The organism is Poseidonibacter ostreae (assembly GCF_009208075.1).
Classification (GTDB): Bacteria; Campylobacterota; Campylobacteria; order Campylobacterales; family Arcobacteraceae; genus Poseidonibacter; species Poseidonibacter ostreae.
Window position 1 is genome coordinate 1 of record NZ_WFKJ01000040.1, and the last position, 18968, is coordinate 18968.

At 27.7% G+C, this 18968-nt stretch carries 21 protein-coding genes; 10 read left to right on the forward strand and 11 right to left on the reverse strand.

All coding sequences use genetic code 11. From position 1 onward, the window contains the following. Positions 1 to 5: 5 nt before the first annotated feature. From GBG18_RS11640 to GBG18_RS11650, 3 genes are all read right to left on the reverse strand, one after another. Complete coding sequence (locus GBG18_RS11640) at positions 6 to 1193, reverse strand: TolC family protein (RefSeq protein ID WP_152191268.1); 1188 nt, start codon at positions 1191 to 1193, stop codon at positions 6 to 8. Beyond that, positions 1171 to 2355, reverse strand: coding sequence for an aspartate aminotransferase family protein (locus GBG18_RS11645; protein WP_152191269.1), 1185 nt, complete (start codon positions 2353 to 2355; stop codon positions 1171 to 1173). Before GBG18_RS11645 ends, GBG18_RS11640 begins: the two co-directional genes overlap by 23 nt. A gap of 79 nt (positions 2356 to 2434) precedes the next feature. Further along, a complete protein-coding gene (locus GBG18_RS11650) occupies positions 2435 to 4777 on the reverse strand; it encodes a fatty acid cis/trans isomerase (protein ID WP_152191270.1) in 2343 nt (780 codons plus the stop codon). Positions 4778 to 4874: 97 nt separating this feature from the next. Here GBG18_RS11650 and GBG18_RS11655 point away from each other — a divergent pair, with 97 nt between their 5' ends. From GBG18_RS11655 to GBG18_RS11665, 3 genes are read left to right on the forward strand one after another with little or no spacing between them, the layout of a single operon-like run. Further along, entirely contained in the window at positions 4875 to 5750 is an 876-nt protein-coding gene (locus GBG18_RS11655) for an aspartate carbamoyltransferase catalytic subunit (protein ID WP_152191272.1), read from the forward strand. Between the two features lie 14 nt (positions 5751 to 5764). Next, complete coding sequence (locus GBG18_RS11660; RefSeq protein WP_152191274.1) at positions 5765 to 6727, forward strand: aminodeoxychorismate synthase component I; 963 nt, start codon at positions 5765 to 5767, stop codon at positions 6725 to 6727. Between the two features lie 36 nt (positions 6728 to 6763). Next, positions 6764 to 7336 (forward strand): aminotransferase class IV, encoded by a 573-nt coding sequence (locus GBG18_RS11665; RefSeq protein WP_152191275.1) that lies wholly within the window; start codon positions 6764 to 6766, stop codon positions 7334 to 7336. Here GBG18_RS11665 and GBG18_RS11670 read toward each other — a convergent pair. After that, positions 7318 to 7965 (reverse strand): transglutaminase-like cysteine peptidase, encoded by a 648-nt coding sequence (locus GBG18_RS11670; protein ID WP_152191277.1) that lies wholly within the window; start codon positions 7963 to 7965, stop codon positions 7318 to 7320. The genes GBG18_RS11665 and GBG18_RS11670 overlap by 19 nt on opposite strands. A 42-nt stretch (positions 7966 to 8007) precedes the next feature. On the opposite strand from GBG18_RS11670, the gene GBG18_RS11675 reads away from it, so the two are divergent. From GBG18_RS11675 to GBG18_RS11685, 3 genes are read left to right on the forward strand one after another with little or no spacing between them, the layout of a single operon-like run. After that, positions 8008 to 8445, forward strand: coding sequence for a hypothetical protein (locus tag GBG18_RS11675; RefSeq protein WP_152191278.1), 438 nt, complete (start codon positions 8008 to 8010; stop codon positions 8443 to 8445). 9 nt (positions 8446 to 8454) lie between these two features. Continuing rightward, entirely contained in the window at positions 8455 to 9141 is a 687-nt protein-coding gene (locus tag GBG18_RS11680; protein ID WP_152191279.1) for an AzlC family ABC transporter permease, read from the forward strand. Continuing rightward, positions 9134 to 9454, forward strand: coding sequence for a branched-chain amino acid transporter permease (locus GBG18_RS11685; RefSeq protein WP_152191280.1), 321 nt, complete (start codon positions 9134 to 9136; stop codon positions 9452 to 9454). The genes GBG18_RS11680 and GBG18_RS11685 overlap by 8 nt, the downstream gene beginning before the upstream one ends. Positions 9455 to 9524: 70 nt before the next feature. On the opposite strand, the gene GBG18_RS11690 is transcribed toward GBG18_RS11685, so the two are convergent. The 6 genes from GBG18_RS11690 to GBG18_RS11715 form a co-directional block, all read right to left on the reverse strand. Then, the gene (locus tag GBG18_RS11690) at positions 9525 to 10523 is read right to left on the reverse strand and encodes a beta-ketoacyl-ACP synthase III (RefSeq protein ID WP_152191281.1); all 999 of its coding nucleotides are present in this window, start codon (positions 10521 to 10523) and stop codon (positions 9525 to 9527) included. Between the two features lie 39 nt (positions 10524 to 10562). Next, complete coding sequence (gene plsX, locus GBG18_RS11695; RefSeq protein WP_152191282.1) at positions 10563 to 11555, reverse strand: phosphate acyltransferase PlsX; 993 nt, start codon at positions 11553 to 11555, stop codon at positions 10563 to 10565. Next, on the reverse strand, positions 11555 to 11707 hold the full coding sequence (gene rpmF, locus GBG18_RS11700; protein ID WP_076088495.1) for a 50S ribosomal protein L32: 153 nt from the start codon (positions 11705 to 11707) through the stop codon (positions 11555 to 11557). Before rpmF ends, plsX begins: the two co-directional genes overlap by 1 nt. 12 nt (positions 11708 to 11719) lie before the next feature. Beyond that, positions 11720 to 12097 carry a hypothetical protein gene (locus GBG18_RS11705; protein WP_152191283.1) on the reverse strand — a complete coding sequence of 126 codons (378 nt, stop codon included), beginning with the start codon at positions 12095 to 12097 and terminating at the stop codon, positions 11720 to 11722. 26 nt (positions 12098 to 12123) lie between these two features. Continuing rightward, a complete protein-coding gene (gene ndk, locus GBG18_RS11710; protein WP_152191284.1) occupies positions 12124 to 12537 on the reverse strand; it encodes a nucleoside-diphosphate kinase in 414 nt (137 codons plus the stop codon). 119 nt (positions 12538 to 12656) lie between these two features. Next, positions 12657 to 12932 (reverse strand): 4Fe-4S dicluster domain-containing protein, encoded by a 276-nt coding sequence (locus tag GBG18_RS11715; RefSeq protein ID WP_152191285.1) that lies wholly within the window; start codon positions 12930 to 12932, stop codon positions 12657 to 12659. 292 nt (positions 12933 to 13224) lie between these two features. Between GBG18_RS11715 and GBG18_RS11720 the strand changes: the two genes are divergently transcribed. Further along, positions 13225 to 13821: a peroxiredoxin gene (locus tag GBG18_RS11720; RefSeq protein ID WP_152191287.1), complete on the forward strand. Its 597-nt coding sequence runs from the start codon at positions 13225 to 13227 to the stop codon at positions 13819 to 13821. A gap of 177 nt (positions 13822 to 13998) precedes the next feature. Further along, on the forward strand, positions 13999 to 15327 hold the full coding sequence (gene rho / locus GBG18_RS11725) for a transcription termination factor Rho (protein WP_152191288.1): 1329 nt from the start codon (positions 13999 to 14001) through the stop codon (positions 15325 to 15327). Between the two features lie 41 nt (positions 15328 to 15368). Here rho and GBG18_RS11730 read toward each other — a convergent pair whose 3' ends face one another. Further along, positions 15369 to 16031 carry a uracil-DNA glycosylase family protein gene (locus GBG18_RS11730; RefSeq protein WP_152191290.1) on the reverse strand — a complete coding sequence of 221 codons (663 nt, stop codon included), beginning with the start codon at positions 16029 to 16031 and terminating at the stop codon, positions 15369 to 15371. An 85-nt stretch (positions 16032 to 16116) separates the two neighbouring features. Between GBG18_RS11730 and murI the strand changes: the two genes are divergently transcribed. Beyond that, positions 16117 to 16914, forward strand: coding sequence for a glutamate racemase (gene murI, locus GBG18_RS11735; RefSeq protein ID WP_152191292.1), 798 nt, complete (start codon positions 16117 to 16119; stop codon positions 16912 to 16914). Next, positions 16911 to 18920, forward strand: coding sequence for a DNA polymerase III subunit gamma/tau (locus GBG18_RS11740; protein ID WP_152191293.1), 2010 nt, complete (start codon positions 16911 to 16913; stop codon positions 18918 to 18920). Before murI ends, GBG18_RS11740 begins: the two co-directional genes overlap by 4 nt. Positions 18921 to 18968 lie beyond the last annotated feature (48 nt).

The following is an 18968-nucleotide window of genomic DNA, read 5'->3' on the forward strand; positions in this document are numbered from 1 at the left end:
ACTACTTAATGTAGTTTTGCATAAACACTTAAAAGTTCTATTTGTTTCTCTATTTCGAAAACTTTTAAATCTAAAGCTTTGATTTTTTGTGAGTTTTGTAAAGTATCTAAATCACTTTGTGTTTTTAATTGAGCTTCTTTTTCTTCATAAATAATACTTAAAATAGAATCATAAACTGCTAAATCTTCTTTTGTAATATTAATTCTATCCTCAATCATATTTATTTTTTCTAACTTAGATTTGAAGAATGTTTTTTCATCAGTAATTTTATTTTGTAAGTCAAGTTTTGATTTTAAATAATCTAGTTTTTTACTCTCAATATCATTAAATGTCCTAACATCAAAAGGAACACTAACTGTTAGACCATAACTTTGTGCATTGTCTTTAGTTGTATATCCATCTTTAAAATGATTATTAGTATATGTATAAAAAGCATTTACACTAGGTAAATATTTTGCAGTTGTAACATATGCATAATTATCTTTTCTAGTGATATCAGCTTTCGCTTTTTTTATTTCAATATTATTATCCATATACTCTTTTTCATTAAATATTTTTAAAGTAGGAAGAGTAAACTCTGTATATTTTTTTGAGGAAATATTATGAAAGTTATTGATTAACTCTTGTTTTTGATATTTTAAATCAATTAATGTATGCTTTGAAGAGTTAAGTGCTAAAAGAGCATTATCTAAAAATGAACTATCTAAGAAGCCATTTAAAACTTGTTCTTTTTTTCTATTAACATCAATTTTTGCATTTAATACTGATAGTTCAGCTTTTTGCATATTTAAATTAGTTTTCTTTATTAAAAATAGGTAATTAGTTGCTGTTTGAATTAAGTTTTTTCTTTGTTGAGCTATTTCTAAAGTTGAATAATTATATGTAGAATCTGCATATTTAATTGCTTGATAAATTCCACCACTTTGAAATATAGGTTGATTAATAGAAATTACTGATTTTTCATTTCTATACTGCTCCCCTAAGTTATTTGTATATGTGTAAGTAATTGGATTAATCCAATCTTTTTTTAATTTAGCACTATCTTCATTAGCTTTTTTTTGTGTTAAATCAAAACTTCTTTGTCTTGTATCAGATAAGATATCTTCTTTTAGAGTAAACTCATTTGCAAATAAATTTAAAGATATTAAACTACATAATAGTAGTTTAATATTATTTGATTTTTGAAAGTGCATTTTCTAACCTTTTAAAGCCCTCATTTATCTCCTCTTTTGAGATAGTTAAAGGTGGTAATAATCTTAGTGTATGTTTCCCAGCTTTAAGTACAAGTACTCCACAATTAAAAGCTTCTTTAATAATTGCACTTAAAGTATCTGCATCTATTACTCTAAGTCCTCTCATTAAACCAAGTCCAACTGTTTTTGTAAATAGTTTTTTATTATTTTCATAAAGCTCATTTATTTTATTCTGAAAATGAATAATTGTTTCATCTAAAGCTCCTGAGTCTTTAGTCTCTTCTAAAATATCTAATACTTCAAGTGCCGCACTTGTACTTAGATAATTTCCTCCAAAAGTAGAACCATGATCTCCAGCAGTTAAAATATCTTTATGAGTAGTAACAACTGCACCAATTGGAACACCACCACCTAAACCTTTTGCCATTGTAATAATATCTGGAGTGATTTCATATAAATTAGAAGCTAAAAATTCTCCAGTTCTAAAAACTCCTGTTTGTACTTCATCAATTATAAGCAGAATTTTTTTCTCTTTTAAAAACTTAGCTAGCTCTTGGATTTTATCTTTATCAAATGGTTGAACTCCACCTTCACCTTGAACTAATTCAATCATAACAGCAGCAGTTTCTTCATCAATTGAATCATAAACGTCATCAATTGTATGGTTATATGAAAAACCATCTGGATAAGGTGCAAAATTTGGAGTATGCATAGATTTTTGACCTGTTGCTTTTACTGTTGTAATTGTTCTTCCATGAAAAGAGTGTGTTAAAGTTATAACTTTATATCTTTTGTTTTCAAATTGAGTTTCACCATATTTTCTAGCAATTTTAATAGCACCTTCATTAGCTTCAGCTCCAGAGTTTGAGAAAAATACACCAACATCCATATTTGAAAGTTCTGCTATTTTTTTTGCTAGTAGTGCTTGAGGTTCAATTGCATAAAGATTTGAAATATGTGTAATATTACTTACTTGATTATATATAACATCGGCAACTCTTTTATTTCCATGACCTACTGAAACTACACCAATTCCTGATGTAAAATCAATATAATCATTTTGTTTATCATCAAATAAAGTTGCATTGATTCCTTTTTTGAAATTTACATAATTTCTTGCATAAGTTTGAAGTACGTACTGTTTATCTATTTGTTCTATCATATTATTTCCTAAATTTTATATACTTTTTTCTATTTATAAAAGGATTATAGCTAAAATATTTAAACGATTTATTAATACATTAATCATTAATTGCTTTGCTTATATATCTATTTAAATCCATTAATCCATAATTTAAACTATCTTCTGTTTTAAATTTGTTATTAAACCAATCAAAACTCTTCCAAAAATTTGGATTAGCTCTATTTATAACAAATTTTAATATTTTCTTTTTATCAACTTCATTGTTTTTATAGTTTTTAAGAAGATTGAAGAATTCACTTAAATCATCTTGTTTTACTTCCACATAAACATTTGGATAAGAACCTATAAAACCTTGCCTATAATTTACAGTATCTTTACTACTATCAAGTCTTGATTCTTCTGAAAAAAGTAGAGCAACATTTTTATGCCATCTATTTATAATCATAGAATAAACTAAATCTTTTTTATCATTCATTTTGATTCTAATATGTGCAAGATTAGATTTTGAATCAGTAAATGTTTTAATTATTTGTGAGCTATTTGGAAGTGTTAAAGATTTAAAAGTCTCTTCAATCTCTTCTTTATTAGTATATTTCTCTTTTATATCCATTGGAATATACTCTTTTTCAATAAAATTAATTGAATCTTTTTTTGTTTTAGTATAATCAAAAACTTTTTGAACAAACTCTTCTTTGAAATCATCTGTTTTATAATCAATTGAACTTTGAACTTCTGATGGAACATAAACACTTAATTGTGAGGCTAACCAGCCTTGATACCATGAATTGAAATACTCTTTTCTTGACTCTTTTGGTAAATATTCTAAAAAATTACTCTCTCCTTCAATTCTTAATCTATCCATATGTTTTCGAACTAATAATTGATGTGGTGTATTTCCAAAAACATCAAAGCCTGCAACAAGTGAATAATAAATACGTTCAAGTAATGGATAATCAATTACCCAAAGTGTTTTGGGAATATTTCCCAAAGCTCCCTTATGTACTGAGGCTGAATCAAAGTGTCTGTAAATAGTTAATATAGAGTCATTCTCTTCTTTTTTATTCCCTTTCCAAATAGAGTTTATATCTAAACCTTTTGGGTAATACTGCTTGTATATTTTTGATTTATTACTTTGATACTCTTTTGCAAAATCATAATTATCTAAAATAGAAGTAGTTTTAAAAATACTAGGATTATCTCCATATTGATTTGGAATAAATAGATTTTTTAAATTATCATGCAAATAAAATTTATCATGTAAAGATACATCATACTTAGGATCCATAAACATAACCCAAAAATGATCTTGAATTACATTTAAGGCAACCTGACCTTTACAAACGGGTCCTCTTATAAATGTCATAATAATATAGTGAATATTATCAAGCATAAATTCATATCTACTAATTGCAGGTATTTGCTCAAAGACTTTTAAGCCATTTGCTGAGATACTTTTATCATAACTTGCTAAGTAAGGTTTTATATCCCATTTTGGGTTTATAAAAAGTTCATTAAATCTAAGTAGTTTTGAATCATTTAATTTATAAACCATATGTGTTTTATGAACAATTGTTGATTCTATTTTTCTAAATCGATAAAAGAATTCTTCTTTTATTTCATCATATGGAAATTTTGTTGCAATAATTTCTACACTTTTTCCATTAGGAGTTTTTGAACGAACTAATTCATAAAAGTTTTCACTTTTATCATCAAAAGAGATATGAGCTAAAAAAAGATGTTCATAAATATATCTTGCACTAACTTTGTGTTTAATACTTTTATTATTTAAAAACTTTTCAAACTTATCTATTTGTAACTGCTCTTTACTTGGAATGTAATTTTTAATTGTGTCATCTTTTGCTCCATTTTTTAGCCATGTCATTAGTAGATTATATTCATTTTTTTCTAAAGCAGGAAAACCATAAGGCATACCTTTATGAGGATTATCATCAAAAAACTCACTTAATTCATCAGTATCTTTAGAACAAGATAATTCATCTGTTTCAGGAGAATATTCTCCGATATTAAGAGGATTTTTATTTTTCACAGAAAGATATTGCATCATAATAGACTCTTTTGAATTATCTAAAGTATTAACTAGAGTATCAGTAACTGAGAAAAAGCCTTTTTCTCTCCATTGTTTTTCATTTACTGCATCTGTAAATAGTCTTGTAGGATTTGCTGCACTTAATCTATTTGCATAAATATCCTCTTTTGATGCACCTCTTTGTAAGCCTTTAAAGGATGATAGTTTTAATTGGCAAGGAGAGTTATAACATGAGTGACAAGATACACATCGATTATCTAAAATAGCTTTGATATCATTTGTAAAAGAGATATCTTTTTTTATAGATTCAAATTGAACAGGTTGTAAGGGTTTAACTGAACAAGCTGTAAAAAAAAGTGTAATAAGCGAAAGAATGAGTATCTGTAATTTCATAAAAAAAGTTCCTAAAATAAAGTTTTTTATTATACAAAAACTTTCTAATTTTTAAAGAGCTTTTTGATACAATTTCAATTAAAAAATAGGGAATAATATGCAGCATTTAATTAGAACAGCAGATTTTAGTGTCGAAGAAATTATCGAACTTTTCGAAGATGCAAAAAAGTTTAAAGATATGAAATCTAATAAGATTTTAGATGGAAAAATTATCGTAACACTGTTTTTTGAAAACTCTACAAGAACAAGAAGTGCTTTTGAGATTGCTGCAAAAAGATTAGGAGCTGAAGTAGTATCTTTAGATGTAGGTACATCTTCAAGATCTAAAGGTGAAACTATATTTGATACAGTTGCAAATATAAATGCAATGAAACCTGATGCTATTATTATGAGACATTCTGATTGTGGATTACCTGGTACACTTGTAGATCATGTAGATTGTCCAATAATAAATGCAGGAGATGGAAAACATGCTCATCCTACACAAGCTTTATTAGACCTTTTTACAATTAGAGAACATTTTAATGAAGATTTAGAGGGTAAAAAAGTTGCAATTGTTGGTGATGTTAGAACTTCAAGAGTAGCAGGTTCAAATAGAAGACTACTTCCAAGGTTTGGAATGGAAGTAGTTTTTGTTGCACCTGATTGTTTTAAAGCAGAAAATGATGAACACAAACAATATGATAATATTAATGAGATTATTGATGAAATTGATGTTGTAATGAGTTTAAGAACTCAGCTAGAAAGACATAATGAAATTTTCTTTGAATCAATTCAAGAGTATGCGAATGATTATTGTATTACAAGTGATACTTTTGGAGATAGAGATATTTTACTTTTACATCCAGGACCTGTTAATAGAAACGTAGATATTTCTGATGAAATGTTAAAAGATCCCCGAAATAAGATTTTAGAACAAGTAACAAATGGTGTACTTGTAAGAATGGCAATTCTTAAAAAATTAATTAAATAGATATAAAGTTTAAATTGGAAAATAAACAATTAGAGGAAAAGTTAAATAAATTAGGTTCAAACAAAGAACCTTTTTTATTCATCATCTCATATGACTTAAAAGAGTTCTATGTTGAAAAACTATCTAAGCTTCCTTCGAATATAAAATATAAACTAAATGCAAAGCATACTTCAAAGATAAAGCATAAAACTACACTATTAAAAGAGCCTATTTCTTTTGTAGCGTATAAAAAGAAGTTTGATTTTCTTCAAGAACAAATTAAAATGGGAAACTCATATCTTTTAAATCTAACTGCAAAAACAAAAATTAAAACAGAATATTCTCTAGATGAAATATATGATAAAGTCCACTCAAAATTCAAATTAAGATTTAAAAAAGATAATTCAAATTTTGTATGTTTCTCTCCTGAGCGTTTTATTGAAATAAAGAAAAATAAAATATATACACATCCTATGAAAGGGACAATTGATTCTTCAATACCAAATGCACAAGCAAAAATCTTAGGAGATATAAAAGAGATGGCTGAGCATACTATGGTTGTTGATTTACTTAGAAATGATTTATCAATTGTTGCTTCAAAAGTTAGAGTAGATAAATTTAGATATTGTGAAAAAATAAATGCTGGTGATAAAAAACTACTTCAAATAAGTTCTAAAATATCTGGACACTTAGAAGAAAATTGGCATGAAAAAATAGGAACTATTTTAGCTTCATTATTACCAGCTGGTTCAATCACAGGAACACCAAAGAAAAAAACAATTGAAATACTAGAAGAAGTTGAAGATTATAATAGGGATTTTTATACAGGAGTTTTTGGTGTTTATGATGGAAAATCATTAGATTCTTCTGTTATGATTAGATTTATTGAAGAACAAGTTGGTGTGCTTTATTATAAAAGTGGTGGTGGGATTACAAGTGATTCTAAGGTTAACTTAGAATATGAAGAGTTACAAGACAAAATATACTTGCCTTTTTAGAAAACAGAAAATAAAAAATAAAGAGTAAAGAAAACTATGAAAAAAGAAACCTATTTTGAGACAATTAAATGTGATGATTATGAAGTAATGAATTTATCATATCATTGTAATAGAATTGCTAATACTATAGCTTTAAATATTAATTTGCAAGATTATATTTATCCACCTTCAAATAAGCTCTTAAAATGTAAAGTAATTTATAATGAAGAGGGTGTTTTAGATGTTGAATATGCTGAGTATAAAAAAAGAGAAATTAAAACTTTTAAAATAGTTTTTGATGAGAATATAAAATATTCAAAAAAATCTACAAATAGAGACGAGCTAAATTTACTTTTTGAAAAAAGAGAAAATTGTGATGAGATTATAATTATAAAAAATGGTATTGTTCATGATACAAGTATTGCAAATATAGCAATTTTAGATAATGGAACTTGGATTACCTCAAAATCTTATCTTTTAAAAGGAACTACTAGAAGTAGATATTTAAATGATAATTTATTAATAGAAAAAGATATTACATTAGAGATGTTAAAAGGTGCTCAAAAAATCGCACTTATGAATGCAATGATAGATTTTGATGAAATAGAAGACTATTCTTTATCTTTATAAACTCTTTTTAGAAGTTTATTCCACTTATCTTCTTTTCCCCAGTTAACATTTACTTTTTTAGTAAACCTTTCATTTGTAAATTTGTATGAATCTATTTCATTAAAAGCAAACTTTGGAATAAGTTTTTTTCTTTTTGTTAGAGGAATCACTCTAAAACTTAAGTTATCTAATACAAGTGGTGTTGCATTTTTATTCTCTAAATACAGTAATACCATATGAGCTGTATTTGAGCCTTTTACTTTTACCACCCCAAAATACAATTTCTCTTTTGGTATATCTAATTCTAAAAGAGTAAAATATTTTGAAATAGCATAATCTTCACAATCCCCATGACCTTGTAATAAGAACTCTTTTGGTGTTGCCCAATGGTCTATAGATGATTTACTATCTATATCATGTTTAGAAAATATTTTATTCATAAAAGAGTTTACATGTGAAAGTTTTCTAATTAGTTCATAATCTTTAACTTTGTCTTTTAGTGTTTGATATTTTCCTAATCTATTCTCTATAAAACTCTTTTTATCTGAGTTATTTATATATTCTAAATCTTTTTTATTTAGTTTAAATTCATAGGCAAAACAGTTTGTAATAGTAAATGTAATAAGAATAAGCGCAATTATTTGTTTCATAAGTTATAATACCACTAAAATTTAAAAATGGAAATTAATTAGATGATTACAGATATTATAGAAAATGAAGAGTATAAAGATTTAGTATGCAAACAAGTAAAAGAAACAATTGAATTTTTATTAGATAATAATCAAGAGTTTTCAATTACTGCAAATATTGAAGGTATGACATTTAATCCAGAATTACCTAAACCTATAAAAGACCAGTTAGCAAAGTTTTCACTATTTATTTTAAGTAATTATACTTTTACTACTGTTGAGATTAATGATAGTTTTCTTACGTTTGAAGCAGGTTATGGAAGCGAGAATTTTGGTTCAGTTGCAAAAGTACCTTTACATTGTGTTTTTCAAATAGTTGTTGAAGAGTCAATTTTATACATAAACTCAGTTGCAACTGTAGATAAGTTTAATAAAAATAAAGAGCAAAATTCTATGAATGTATTTAAAAATAATCCTAATAATAAAAAATTTAATAAATAAATTACTATATTGAAATATAAAAATGAAATAAAAAAGGCATTTGAAGTATCAATTCCAGTTATGATGGGATATGGTGTTTTAGGCTTTGCCTTTGGTTTGTTATTAGTATCTTTTGAATACTCATGGTATTTAGCACCTCTTATGTCTTTATTTATTTATGCAGGGGCTTTACAGTTTGTTGCGATTAATTTTTTTAATGCAAAAGCTGGATTTGTAGATATTGCAATAGCAACATGGTTTATAAATATAAGACAATCTTTTTATGGCTTATCATTATTAAAAAGGTTTAAAAAAACTGGAAAATTAAAACCATATTTAATTTTTGGTTTAACAGATGAAACCTATGCATTACTTACAACTATAAAAGATGATGAGCAGTTAAAGAAAAGATGGTACTATTTTTTTCTTACTGCTTTTAACCAATCTTATTGGTTCATAGGCTCAACTCTTGGAGCAATCGTAGGCTCAAATATAAAGTTTGATACAGCTGGCTTAGAATTCTCTCTTACTGCTTTATTTGTTGTTTTATGTATTGAACAATATAAAAACTTACAAAATATAGTTCCTTTTATAATAGGTGCAGTTGCTTCACTTATTGCCTTATTTACAGTGCCAAGTGATAAAATGCTAATAGTCTCAATTCTTTTAGCACTATTATTAATGTTTACATTTAGAAAACGAGTTGAAAATGAGTAATTATGAGATTTACATAGCAATTGCTATTATGACACTTGTTAATTATTTTACAAGAGTTTTACCCTTTTTGTTTTTTAAAAAAAATGATTTACCCTCTTATATAGTCTTTATAGAGAAATTCTTTCCTGCTGTTATTATGACTATTTTAATAGTTTATTCCGTAAAAGATATAGATTTTTCATTAGCTCCTTATGGTTTAAAAGAGATTGGTGCTATTTTATTTACAGCAGTTTTACACTTAAGTTTAAAGAATTATTTGATTTCTATTTTTGCAGGAACAATTTTTTATATGGGATTAGTTCAGTATTTATAAAAGCTGATTTTAAAGACATAAAAAAAGGGGAAGAATCTAAATTCTTCCCCTTTTTTATTTGAGTAAAGTTTTATTTTTTTGGTGCAAATTTAAATAGTGCTGAACCCCATGTTAGTCCACCACCAAAGGCATCAAATAAAACAGTATCTCCAGCTTTAATTTTCCCTTGCTCATAAGCATAGTTCATAGCCATAGGAATAGAAGCTGCTGATGTATTACCATATCTGTCTACAGTTACTACAGTTTGTTCTTCTGTCATTCCTAAAGCTTTTCCAACAGCAGATATAATTCTCATATTTGCTTGATGAGGAATAAAGTGATTTATATCTTCACTTGTAATATTATGTTTTTCCATCATAACTTCTACATCTGAAGTTAATGTTCTAACAGCTAATTTGAAAGTTTCATTTCCTTTCATTTTAATACAAGCCATTTTAGCATCTAAAACTTCTTGGCTACAAGGATGCTTAGATCCTCCACCTGGAGTTTTAATTAAATCTTCATAGTTTCCGTCACTTGAACAATTTACATCAATAATTGCTTCATCTTTGTTATTAGTTGCTGAAATAATAGCAGCTCCTGCTCCATCTCCAAAGATAAAACAAGTGCCTCTATCTGTATAGTCTAAAATTGAACTATAAGTTTCAGCTCCAACTATTAATACATTTTTTTTCATACCAGATTCAACAAATGCTTTTGCAACAGAAGTTGCATAAACAAATCCAGTACAAGCTGCACTAACATCAAAAGCTTGTACTGGAGGTAAATCTAACTTAGCTGCAATTAAACATGCAGTTGAAGGCATACATAAATAATCAGGAGTTACCGTAGCACAAATTACTAAATCAATATCTTCTTTAGCAATTCCAGCTCGCTCAATTGCAACTTGTGCTGCTTTTGCTCCTAAATCAGACGAAGCTTCATTTTCTTCTGAGATTCTTCTTTCTTTAATACCAGTTCTTTTAGTAATCCACTCATCACTAGTATCAATTATTTTTTCAAAATCTGCGTTTGTCATGATCTTTGGAGGAACGTATGCTCCAATAGATCTAAAAGCTGCATATGTCATTTACATATCCTTATATAAAAGTATAGTAATAAATTAGATTTATTTACTATATCGTGCTAATCTTTCCTCAATATCTTCATTAAGGTTAGAACTAGCTGCATTAATTGCTTGTAAGATAGCATTGTGTATTGCTTTTGGGTTAGATTTTCCATGTGCAATAATAACAGGTGCTTTTACTCCAAGTAAAGGCGCTCCACCATATTCAGCATAATCAACTCTAACTTTTAGGTTTTTAAATACTTTTCTCATTAGTACTGCACCAGCAATTGAAATTAATGATCTCTTAAGACTTTTCTTTATGATTTTTCCGATTGTATCTGCAACACCCTCGGCAGTTTTTAATAGGATATTTCCTACAAAACCATCACAAACAACAACATCAACTGTTCCCTTGAAGATATCACTACCTTCAACATTACCTGCAAAATTTGGAACTTTTGATATTAAACCATAAGCTTCTTTAGTAACTTCATTACCCTTGCTTTCTTCTTCACCATTTGATAATAATCCAATAATTGGATCTTCAAGTTGTAATACATCTTCTGCATAAACTTGTCCCATAACAGCAAATTCGAATAAATTTTTTGCATCACTGTCTACATTTGCTCCAACATCTAATACTAAAGTATTTTGATTTTCGCTTGTAGGCATGAGTGTAGCAATAGCAGGTCTAGAAACACCTTTGATTCTACCAATTCTTAAAGTTGCTAATGACATTGAAGCGCCAGAATGACCAGCAGAAACAACAGCTCCAGCTTTTCCATCTCTTACTAATTCTATAGCTTTATAAATTGTAGATTCTTTTCTTTTAAGTGCATCTGTAGCAGAATCGCTCATACTAATTACATCATCTGTATCTAATATTTCAATTCTTGATAGAAAGTTTTGTGGTATTAAAGATAATAATTCATCTTTTTTACCTACTGCAATTGCAGTAAAGTTATTATTGCTTTTTAAAGCACTAATAAGCCCGTCAATGATAGGTTCAGGACCGAAGTCCCCACCCATTGCATCTATTGCTATAGTATGCATTAGTTTTTATATTCACCAGTATTTGGGTTAACTGTGTGAGGCATTTTCCATGTCCCGTCTGTATCTTTAACTGGTCTTTTTAATGTAATCTTGTAGTGTGTTCTTCTTTTTGCTGCTCTACTATGAGAGACTCTTCTCTTTGGTACTGCCATTTTATTTTCTCCTTAAAATTCTTTTTCAAAATCATCATTATTTTGTGAGCATTGTTCACAAATATGATAATCACTCTTAATAGCTTCTAGTTCCCCTTGAATAATTTCATCAAAGTCAATTAAACCATTTTCTATTTCAATTACTAAATCTTCGCTTTCGTCATTTTTGATTATACGATCACTTAATAAGAAATCTAATTTCTCATCAAGTTCAATATTGTCTGTAATTCCACATCGGCAACAATCAATATCTGTATTTCCAATTAACTTTGCATCAATTTTTACTAATGATTGCGATATTTTACAAAAAGTACCTACAATTTTAACTGAATTGAATTCAACTTCCAATTCTTTGGGAGTTTGAGGTGCCTTCTTAAATTCTATTTTCATTATAAAATATCTAAATTAATGAATAATTAACAAATTTCTTTTTGTGCAAAGAAGAAATTAATTTCAATATTAGCATTTTCAACTGAATCTGAACCGTGAACTGCATTTGCATCAATTGATTCTGCAAAGTCTGCTCTAATTGTACCAGCTTCAGCTTCTTTAGGATTAGTTGCACCCATTAAGTCTCTGTTTTTACTCATTGCATTTTCACCTTCTAAAACAGTTACTACAACTGGTCCAGAAATCATGAATTCTACTAATTCACCAAAGAATGGTCTTTCAGCGTGTACTGCATAGAATGCTTCTGCATCTGCTTTACTTAATTGCATTTTTCTAGTTGCTGCAATTCTTAATCCTGCGTCTTCAAATCTTGATAAGATTTTTCCAACAACGTTTTTTGCTACTGCGTCTGGTTTGATGATTGATAAAGTTTGTTCCATAGTGTTATTCCTCGATTTTTATTAAGTCGCGGATTATATCTAAAAAATAAAAAAAAGGCAAGTAATTAAAAATTACTTGCCTTTTTGTAAGTAGTGAAAAGTGTAAAACTAATTAAATATTAGTCTTCAACACAAGGTTCACCAGCTGTTTTTCCATCTCTAACTGGATTAGCTGCTGAATCTCTTGCATCCCATTGAATACATCCCTCAGTAGGACATGCATCAGCACATGCTGGTGCATCATTATCACCAATACACTCTGTACAAGTTTCTGGGTTTACATAATAAATATCTTCACCTGTTGGATTCTCATCATTATCTACAATTGATTCTGTTGGACACTCGTCTAAACATGCATCACAACTAATACAAATATCTGTAATTATTACTGCCATATATAACTCCTTTTAAATTTAAAAAACTTTATCACAGAAATTATAAAATTAACTTTAAAAAAGAATAATTAAAAATATTAATAGAAAAATTAGTAAATATGAAACAATTAAATAAGTATTAATTATTTAGATTAATATTTATATGTAATCATTAATTTATAATCACTAAACTAAGGATAAATATTATCAAATAATAAATATTTTTGTAAATTTTAAAATTTAAGCAAACTTTAGTCTTTTTTCTTTAAAATTATTATATAATTACACTCTAAACAAAACTAAAGGAATATATATGTTAGTAACAAAAAAAGCTCCAGATTTTACAGCAACAGCTGTACTTGCAGATGGTCAAATAGTATCAGATTTTAATTTATACGAAAACATTGGTGAAAAAGGTGCGGTTTTATTTTTCTACCCATTAGATTTTACTTTTGTATGTCCATCAGAAATCATTGCTTTCTCTAAAAGAATAGAAGAGTTTACTTCAAGAGGTGTTAATGTTATTGGTGTTTCTGTTGATTCACAATTCTCTCACTTCGCATGGAGAGAAACAGATGTAAATAATGGTGGAATTGGAAGAATTAAATACCCATTAGTTGCAGATTTATCTAAGCAAATCTCTAAAGATTATGATGTATTATTTGGTGAAGCTGTTGCATTAAGAGGTTCTTTCTTAATTGATGCAGATGGAACTGTAAGACACTCAGTAATTAATGACTTACCATTAGGTAGAAACATTGATGAAATGATTAGAATGGTTGATACTATGTTATTTACTAATGAGCATGGTGAAGTTTGTCCTGCTGGTTGGTCAAAAGGTGACGAAGGTATGAAAGCATCAACTGAAGGTGTTGCTGAATATTTAGGAAAACATGAGGGTGATTTATAATCACTACTTTATAAGATAAGGTGTCAGTCTTCTGACACCTTTTTTTAAGCAACACTTCAAAATAATTGACAAATTTTTAAATTAACACTACAATTACGATATTACTTAATAAAAAACTACAAAAACTACAAAAATTACATAATCTAAAATATGTACAATCAAAGGTAAACATTACTAATGGAAGAGTCTAAAACTCAGAGCAAAACAACAACAAAAAGTCCTAGAAAAGCTAGAACTCATGTACCTGTTGAAGGGTATAGAATTGAACAACTAAGAGAACTTACACTAGAAGAACTTCTAACTATCGCAAAAAAACTTGATGTAGAAAACCCACAAGAATTAAAAAGACAAGATTTAATGTTTAACATTTTAAAGTCTCAGATTGATGCTGGTGGATTTATTTTATTTACAGGTATTTTAGAGATTAAAGATGGTGGATTTGGATTTTTAAGAGCAATTGATGGAAATTTCTCTGATACTTCTAATGATTCTTATGTATCTGCAACACAAATTAGAAAGTTTGCACTTAGAACTGGAGATATAGTTTCAGGACAAGTAAGACCTCCTAATAAAGATAGTGAAAAATATAATGCTTTATTAAAAATTGAAGCAATTAACTATTTACCTATTAAAGAATCAAAAAATAGACCATTATTTGATAACTTAACTCCTTTATATTCAACTGAGAAATTTAAGTTTGAATATGATGCAAAGAAAATGACAGGAAGAATGTTAGATTTATTTGCACCAATGGGTAAAGGGCAAAGAGGTTTAATTGTTGCACCTCCTAAAACTGGTAAAACTGAACTTTTAAAAGATTTAGCTCATGGAATTTCTAAAAATCATCCTGAAGTTACTTTAATGGTATTACTAATTGATGAAAGACCTGAAGAAGTTACAGATATGCAAAGAAGTGTAAAAGGTGAAGTTTATTCTTCTACTTTTGATTTACCAGCTCAAAACCATGTAAGAGTTGCTGAGATTGTTATTGAAAAAGCAAAAAGACTTGTAGAGATGAAAAAAGATGTAGTTATTTTATTAGACTCAATTACAAGACTTGCACGTGCATACAATACTGTAACGCCGTCATCTGGAAAAGTACTTTCTGGTGGAGTTGATGCAAATGCATTACATAAACCAAAAAGATTCTTTGGGGCTGCAAGAAATATTGAAGAGGGTGGAAGTTTAACTATTATTTCAACTGCTTTAATTGAAACTGGTTCAAAAATGGATGAAGTTATTTTTGAAGAGTTCAAAGGTACAGGTAATAGTGAAGTTGTATTATCTAGAAATGCAGCTAATAAAAGAGTTTATCCAGCACTTGATATTATTAAATCTGGTACTAGAAAAGAAGAATTACTTCTTACTCCTGAAATCTTACAAAAAACTTGGATTTTAAGAAATGCAATTGCATCTATGGATGAAGTTGAAGCTTTAAAATTTCTTTATTCAAAAATGCAGAAAACTAAAAACAACGCAGAGTTTTTTGCAGGAATGAATGAATAAAAGGAAAGCTTTTTAAGCTTTCCTTTTTTTATGCCTTAAGATTAATCTTTTAAAAACACTTTTTTATATTGTTCTACTCTAAAATCAAAAGTTGTATAATTTGGATTTATCTTTTTTTGTTCTTTATAAAAAGAGTTTGAACCTATAAATCTATTGGCTGCGTTTGATGGTGATGTTAAGCTTATTGTTTGAATATCTCTATTATCAAAAATAAAACTATGAACTTTTGGAATTTCCTTTGAAACTTGTTTAAACTCAATATTTTCTTTTTTTAATATTTGTCTTAAAAAGTATTCTGGTCCATTTTTAGAGTTTCCACCTGTAAAAATTATAGTTTCAATTGCTTTAAATTTTTTTAAATATCCCAAAATATCTCTAAGTTCAATATCTCTCATTCCTATATCACTTGCATCTACTTTTTCTCTTTTACAAGTATTTACAATATCACAAACTCCAATATTATTAGAGATTAAAAAATCTTTTCTTTTTTTTATCTCTTCTTTCGTATTTTTATATTCAAGGTTTAAATCAAAAATTACATCTAAACTTTTCCATAATAATCCATCTTGTGAGCCATAACAAAAATCTACATCATTTTCTTTATACTCTTTAGTACAAAACCTAGGTGGTGGAAGAGTTCCAACGATGATTTTTTTTGTATTACTTTTTATAAAAGGTTCATAAGGATGAAAATGATGGAACATATACTATACCTTTTTGTTTGGGTAAATTTTAATTGTATTTTAACATATTTAGATATAATCTAATAAAATAATATTAAGGTTTTAATTGAAAGTTGGAGTATTTGATTCTGGTTTAGGTGGACTTACTGTTGTAAGTGCAATAACAGAAATATTTAGAGGTGCAGATGTTTTTTATATAGCTGATACTAAATATGCACCTTATGGTGAAAAAACTCAAGAACAGATTCTAAAACGTTGTATTGAGATAACTAATTTTTTAATCAAAGAACATCAAATCACAGCTTTAATAGTTGCTTGTAATACTGCAACTTCTGCATCCATTAAAACTTTAAGAGATAAATATCCAGAACTTATTTTAATTGGAACAGAACCTGGAATAAAACCAGCTATTGAAGCTACAAAAACTAATAATATTGGTGTATTAGCAACACCTGCTACATTAAAAGGTGATAAATATCAGTTACTAGTAAATGAGTTATTTAAAAGTAAACAAATTTCACTGTTTGAGCAAGCATGTCCTGGATTAGTTGAACAGATTGAAAAAGGTGAAGTTTCATCAGAGTTAACAATTAAGATGCTTGAAACTTGGTTGGAACCTATGAAAAGAAATAGAGTTGATACTATTGTTTTAGGTTGTACTCACTATCCTTTAGCAAGTGATGCAATAAAACAAATAATGGGATATGATATTTCATTAATTCAAACAGGTTGGGCAATTGCAAAGAGACTAAAATCTCTAAGTCTTGAGAAGAATCATATAAATGAAGGTTTATTAAATATATCTGTATATTTTACAGGTGATATAAATCAAAATATGATAAAAAAAATATTTGAGAAAACAGAATATAATAAAAAAATTACAATTAGGAAATATGATATATGAGTGAATTAAAACAAGAAAGAAAAGTATTAGCTTTAAAATATAGACCTCATAGATTTGAAGACTTAGTAGGTCAAAGCACTGTATCTCAAACTTTATCATTAGCATTAGATTCAAATAGATTATCTCATGCTTACCTTTTTAGTGGATTAAGAGGAAGTGGTAAAACTTCAACTGCTAGAATTATGGCAAAAGCACTATTATGTTCAAATGGACCTACATCAAAACCTTGTGAAGTTTGTGATAATTGTGTTAGTTCAAATGCAAATAGGCATCTAGATGTTATCGAAATGGATGCAGCTTCAAATCGTGGAATTGATGATATTAAAGATTTAATTGAACATACAAAATATAAACCAAGTTCTGCAAGGTTTAAAGTATTTATAATCGATGAGGTTCACATGCTTACAACTCAAGCTTTTAATGCTTTATTAAAAACATTAGAAGAGCCTCCTGGTTTTGTAAAGTTTATTTTAGCAACTACGGATCCTTTAAAATTACCTGCAACAATTTTAAGTAGAACTCAACATTTTAGATTTAATAAAATATCAAATACTGATGTAATTCATCATTTATCTCATATTTTAAATGAAGAAAATATTGAATTTGATACAGATGCTTTAGAAATTGTAGCACGTAGTGGTCAAGGAAGTTTAAGAGATACCTTAACACTACTAGACCAAGCAATTATTTTTTCACGTGGAAGAATAACAACTTCAACAGTTGTTGATATGTTAGGGCTTATTGATCCAAAAGTTATGGACAATGTGTTTTCTGTAGTTTTAAATAAAGGTGAAATAATTCCAATTATAAAAGAGTTAGAAAACTATGATGTATCTCAAGTGTGTGATGAGATGACTATTTATTTAAAACATAAAATGATAGAAAAAGATGCGAAGTTTGATTTACTTTTATTTGATAGATTTTTTAGAATAATAAGTGATGCTAAACATCTTTTAGCTATAAATTCTGATGGTGGTTTTGTATTAATTTTAACATTAATGAAAATGATTGAAGCTACAAATATTAGAACTATAGATGAAATAATCGCTCAAGTTGAAGATATAAAACCAAAAATAGAGAATACAAGTACTATTATAAAAAAACCAGTAGAAGAAAAAGTTATTATAAAAGAAGAAACTCCTTTCATTGAATCAAATATCACAGAAGAAGTAATGGAAAATATTCCTGAAACAAAAATTGAGGAAGTTACACCTGCTGATAAAATATTAATAGAAACTACATCAATGGTTGATTTATCAGTAATTGATTCAATTCCTGAGGTTTCATATCCTACTCCTTTTGATGATTTACCTACAAGTAGAAATGAAGCTATTACACCTAAAGAAGAGGTAAATGCTGAAGAGCTTGTTAAACCTGAAACAGATAATTCTGAACTAAAAGTTGAAGAAATAGTAGAAGAACAAAAAGAGATAAATATATCTCAAGAAGTTGAAGTTATTCCAATTGAAGAACCACAGCTTGAAGAAAAAAATGAGATGTATGAACAACTAACTGCAAAAGTTTATGATAGAGATTATACTTTAGGAGAGTGCTTTGAAAATAACTTCATTTTTAATGGATATGAAGATAATAAACTTTCAATAGTATCTTATGCCCAAGGTGATGATAGAAAGTTTTTGTATAAACACTTTTCATTAATTAGGACATTTGCTCAAGATGTTTATGGTAATGATGTTGAGTTAGATTTTAAAAAGGAAGAAGCCTCCACAAATATAACCAAAACAGCTAAAGAAACTCAAGTAGAACAGAAAATAGAAGAAAGAGTAGAGGAAGAAGTAAAAGAAGAATCAAATATTGAAGATACAGGTTCAATGATAGAAGAAGTTGAAATGAGTTCAGGTTGTGTTGCTGATATGCATAAAAGCTCAACGCCCGCTCCATCTCAACAAGAGTTACAATTAAATGATATTATTAATTCACCTATGTTAAATAAAGCAAAAGAGCTTTTTGATATTAAAAAAATTACTGTAAAATCAAGGTCTTAGTATTAACTAAGCATTAATACTAAATAGTTAAAATATTATTTAATATTA

Coding starts and splice junctions, on each gene's coding strand:
- GBG18_RS11665 (WP_152191275.1), top strand. CDS start 6,764: ATGAAAAAAGAAACCTATTTTGAGACAATTAAATGTGATGATTATGAA.
- rho (WP_152191288.1), top strand. CDS start 13,999: ATGGAAGAGTCTAAAACTCAGAGCAAAACAACAACAAAAAGTCCTAGA.
- rpmF (WP_076088495.1), bottom strand. CDS start 11,707: ATGGCAGTACCAAAGAGAAGAGTCTCTCATAGTAGAGCAGCAAAAAGA.
- GBG18_RS11675 (WP_152191278.1), top strand. CDS start 8,008: ATGATTACAGATATTATAGAAAATGAAGAGTATAAAGATTTAGTATGC.
- GBG18_RS11740 (WP_152191293.1), top strand. CDS start 16,911: ATGAGTGAATTAAAACAAGAAAGAAAAGTATTAGCTTTAAAATATAGA.
- plsX (WP_152191282.1), bottom strand. CDS start 11,555: ATGCATACTATAGCAATAGATGCAATGGGTGGGGACTTCGGTCCTGAA.
- GBG18_RS11655 (WP_152191272.1), top strand. CDS start 4,875: ATGCAGCATTTAATTAGAACAGCAGATTTTAGTGTCGAAGAAATTATC.
- GBG18_RS11705 (WP_152191283.1), bottom strand. CDS start 12,097: ATGAAAATAGAATTTAAGAAGGCACCTCAAACTCCCAAAGAATTGGAA.
- GBG18_RS11640 (WP_152191268.1), bottom strand. CDS start 1,193: ATGCACTTTCAAAAATCAAATAATATTAAACTACTATTATGTAGTTTA.
- GBG18_RS11730 (WP_152191290.1), bottom strand. CDS start 16,031: ATGTTCCATCATTTTCATCCTTATGAACCTTTTATAAAAAGTAATACA.
- GBG18_RS11650 (WP_152191270.1), bottom strand. CDS start 4,777: ATGAAATTACAGATACTCATTCTTTCGCTTATTACACTTTTTTTTACA.
- GBG18_RS11690 (WP_152191281.1), bottom strand. CDS start 10,523: ATGACATATGCAGCTTTTAGATCTATTGGAGCATACGTTCCTCCAAAG.
- GBG18_RS11685 (WP_152191280.1), top strand. CDS start 9,134: ATGAGTAATTATGAGATTTACATAGCAATTGCTATTATGACACTTGTT.
- GBG18_RS11715 (WP_152191285.1), bottom strand. CDS start 12,932: ATGGCAGTAATAATTACAGATATTTGTATTAGTTGTGATGCATGTTTA.
- GBG18_RS11670 (WP_152191277.1), bottom strand. CDS start 7,965: ATGAAACAAATAATTGCGCTTATTCTTATTACATTTACTATTACAAAC.
- ndk (WP_152191284.1), bottom strand. CDS start 12,537: ATGGAACAAACTTTATCAATCATCAAACCAGACGCAGTAGCAAAAAAC.
- GBG18_RS11645 (WP_152191269.1), bottom strand. CDS start 2,355: ATGATAGAACAAATAGATAAACAGTACGTACTTCAAACTTATGCAAGA.
- GBG18_RS11720 (WP_152191287.1), top strand. CDS start 13,225: ATGTTAGTAACAAAAAAAGCTCCAGATTTTACAGCAACAGCTGTACTT.